Here is a 2,788-nt window from a genome sequence, read left to right as displayed (position 1 = left end):
GGCGTGCACCTAAAACAAGCACTTTTAGATGAGACCATTCACAACCCCAATCATTTAGAGATTGCGACGTCTACTCACTCAATAGAGAGTATTCAAAAAACAGCGGAAATCGGTGCTTCGTTTTGTGTGTTCGGTCCTGTTTATAATCCTAAATCGAAAGTCGCGCCTGCGGTGGGCCTCGAGACCCTTAAGCTAATGACTCAACAAAGTCCTATAGATATTGTAGCTCTAGGTGGCATCACACACGAGCGTGTTAGCCCATGCCTTAAAGCCGGTGCAAAAGGTGTCGCTTGTATTTCTGCTGTGATGCGCAGTTCGCAACCAGGCAAAAGCATAAACCAACTGATTCAAGCAGCCCAATAACGATGACCCATCAACAACGACTTACCGTCCAAGCACCGCAATCTGGGCTTTTCGATATAACTGCTCGCATTCGTGAAGTGGTTGAAAAAGCCAATATCCAATGCGGGATGTGCCACGTTTTTGTTCAGCACACGAGCTGCTCTTTGGTGATCCAAGAAAATGCTGATCCATCAGCTCGCCAAGATTTAGAAAACTGGCTCGCAAGGCTCGCTCCGGAAAACGACCCGCTTTACACCCATACACTAGAGGGTCCAGATGATATGCCGGCGCATCTTCGCGCGGCGGTTACTCATACGTCAGAAAACATTCCAATTGTTGATGGTGCGCTGGGCCTTGGTACTTGGCAGGGGCTCTACTTGTGGGAACACCGGCGACACACAAGCCCAAGACAAATTGTTGTCACAATTATGGGTGAATGAAACCAGCTTCGTTGAAGGTTATTTTTGAGGCGGTTTCTTTCCAGACGCTTTTAAGACACTCACACCCTCGGGTATCTGAAAATCAAACAAACGCTCCTCAACGACCTTTGTTTTGTCGAAATTCGAGAGAGTGTACTTCGTCTCATTTCCTAGAGGATCGATGACAACGGACCGTACAACTGTTGCGGTGGCTGTATCGACAACCAACAAAATCTTATCGACCGTGGCTACAGACATCTTGGGCCACAAGACCAGAACCTGTTGAGAGGCATTGCCTCGTTTGCATTCTGTCTCACATCCCTGAACTTCAAAGCTCTCGCGCAAATCACCCTGCCCCCACAAAAACCGTAAGGCTTGAGAGAGTTGGCTCTCTTGGAAGTCCTCGAAAACTGTGACTTGGGCTGATTCTGGCTCATAAAAATAAGCAGCGGTTCCGGTATAAACGAAATCCTTACGCACCGGCTTCATATACGTCCAGCGTACCCGGCCATCTTTTTTTGCCCAGAGTCGGCCGCTTTCCTCGCGGGTGGTACCGCGTAGGGAATCCAAATAAGACTGAGAAAATTCAGCACTTACATCCGACTGGCTATCGTAAGTTGCTTGAACGCGCGCAACAAGAGTCGACACGTCTAGAGCTGTGGTGCTCAGAGCCAGCGAGGCCAATAAAATACTTATCATAACTTTTCTCGCATCATGTCTAAGAGACGTTGAGCATCCATCGCTCATTCACTTCAGGGCATGCGAGTATCAGGCGGAGAGATCTTTAATCAACACTTCTCTTGGCTTAGAACCGTTTGGCGGACCCACCATGCCCTCTTCTTCCATCTGTTCAACCATTCTTGCTGCCCGGTTGTAGCCAATGGAGAGCTTACGCTGAATAAAGGAGACTGAAACTTTCTGGGCTTGCGCGATGATTTCAACCGCTTTATCAAAAAGCTCATCTTTCACCTGCTCTTGATTGTCGGAGCTCGCTTCAGGTTCGGGAGCGAGAAGAATAGACTCGTCGTACTCAGGTTTACCCTGTCCGCCCACAAACTCACATGTACGTAAGATTTCCTCATCCGTAACCAAAGAGCCATGCACACGTTCCAAGCCGCCAATACCCGGCGACATGTAAAGCATATCACCCCAACCCAAGAGGTTTTCCGCACCGCTGGTACCAATGATGGTCTTCGAATCAAAGTTCGAGCTGACCGCAAATGCGATACGGGTGGGCAAGTTTGCCTTAATGGGGCCGGTAATGACATCCACTGAAGGCCTCTGCGTTGCTAAAACAAGGTGAATACCTGCAGCACGGGCCTTTTGGGCAAGGCGCATAATATAGCTCTCAACTTCTCGGCCTGCGGTCATCATCAAGTCGGCAAGCTCGTCCACAATGATCACCAGGTAAGGCATCGAGTCACAAGGATCTCCCAGTGTCCCATCGTCCGTCGGTGTCCGCAGCTTCACACCCTTATCGGCTGCCTCCTTCACGCGCTTGTTGTAACCGTCGATATTTCGCACATTCAAAGTGGACATCATTTGATAGCGACGTTCCATCTCTTCAACGCCCCATCGAAGTGCCATAGCCGCCTTCTTTGGATCAACAACAACTGGCAAGAGCAAGTGGGATACCGCGTTGTAAACTGAGAGTTCAAGCATCTTTGGATCCACCATAATGAAGCGCACTTCATCAGGCGTGGACTTGTAGAGAATACTCATAATCAATGAGTTTACGAAGACACTCTTACCGCTACCCGTTGCACCGGCAACCAGCAAGTGAGGCATTCTGGCCAGATCAACCACTTTGGCGTTGCCTTCGATGTCTTTACCCAAGGCAATCGGAAGCTTTGATTTAGACTTGCGAAAGTTCTCGTGTGCAACCAACTCTTTAAAGAATACGGTCTCGCGAGTTTCATTTGGAATCTCAATTCCCACCGCACCTTTGCCTGGAATCGGCGCCACAATCCGAACTCTCAACGCTTCCATCGACATCGCAAGATCATCGGCAAGGTTAGAGATTTTGG

Annotated in this window: 4 protein-coding genes; 2 read left to right on the top strand and 2 right to left on the bottom strand. The window is 49.1% G+C overall.

The window, feature by feature from the left end; genetic code table 11:
• Both HOK28_24440 and HOK28_24435 read left to right on the top strand, forming a co-directional pair.
• Positions 1-363 (top strand): thiamine phosphate synthase (locus tag HOK28_24440; protein MBT6436260.1); only part of this gene is annotated, 363 nt, incomplete at its 5' end.
• Between the two features lie 2 nt (positions 364-365).
• The gene (locus HOK28_24435) at positions 366-782 is read left to right on the top strand and encodes a YjbQ family protein (GenBank protein ID MBT6436259.1); all 417 of its coding nucleotides are present in this window, start codon (positions 366-368) and stop codon (positions 780-782) included.
• 18 nt (positions 783-800) lie between these two features.
• Here HOK28_24435 and HOK28_24430 read toward each other — a convergent pair whose 3' ends face one another.
• Both HOK28_24430 and HOK28_24425 read right to left on the bottom strand, forming a co-directional pair.
• Entirely contained in the window at positions 801-1,460 is a 660-nt protein-coding gene (locus HOK28_24430) for an outer membrane lipoprotein carrier protein LolA (GenBank protein ID MBT6436258.1), read from the bottom strand.
• Positions 1,461-1,529: 69 nt separating this feature from the next.
• On the bottom strand, positions 1,530-2,788 hold a 1,259-nt coding region (locus HOK28_24425; GenBank protein MBT6436257.1), incomplete at its 5' end, for a DNA translocase FtsK.

The sequence above is a fragment of the Deltaproteobacteria bacterium genome (assembly GCA_018668695.1).
In the GTDB taxonomy this organism is placed as follows: domain Bacteria; phylum Myxococcota; class XYA12-FULL-58-9; order XYA12-FULL-58-9; family JABJBS01; genus JABJBS01.
The sequence above is the reverse complement of the archived record's forward strand: the minus strand, read 5'-3'. Positions and strand labels throughout refer to the sequence as shown.

Bases quoted from the DNA above. Each gene is read 5' to 3' on its own strand.
- HOK28_24435 (MBT6436259.1), top strand. From the start codon at position 366: ATGACCCATCAACAACGACTTACCGTCCAAGCACCGCAATCTGGGCTT.
- HOK28_24430 (MBT6436258.1), bottom strand. From the start codon at position 1,460: ATGATAAGTATTTTATTGGCCTCGCTGGCTCTGAGCACCACAGCTCTA.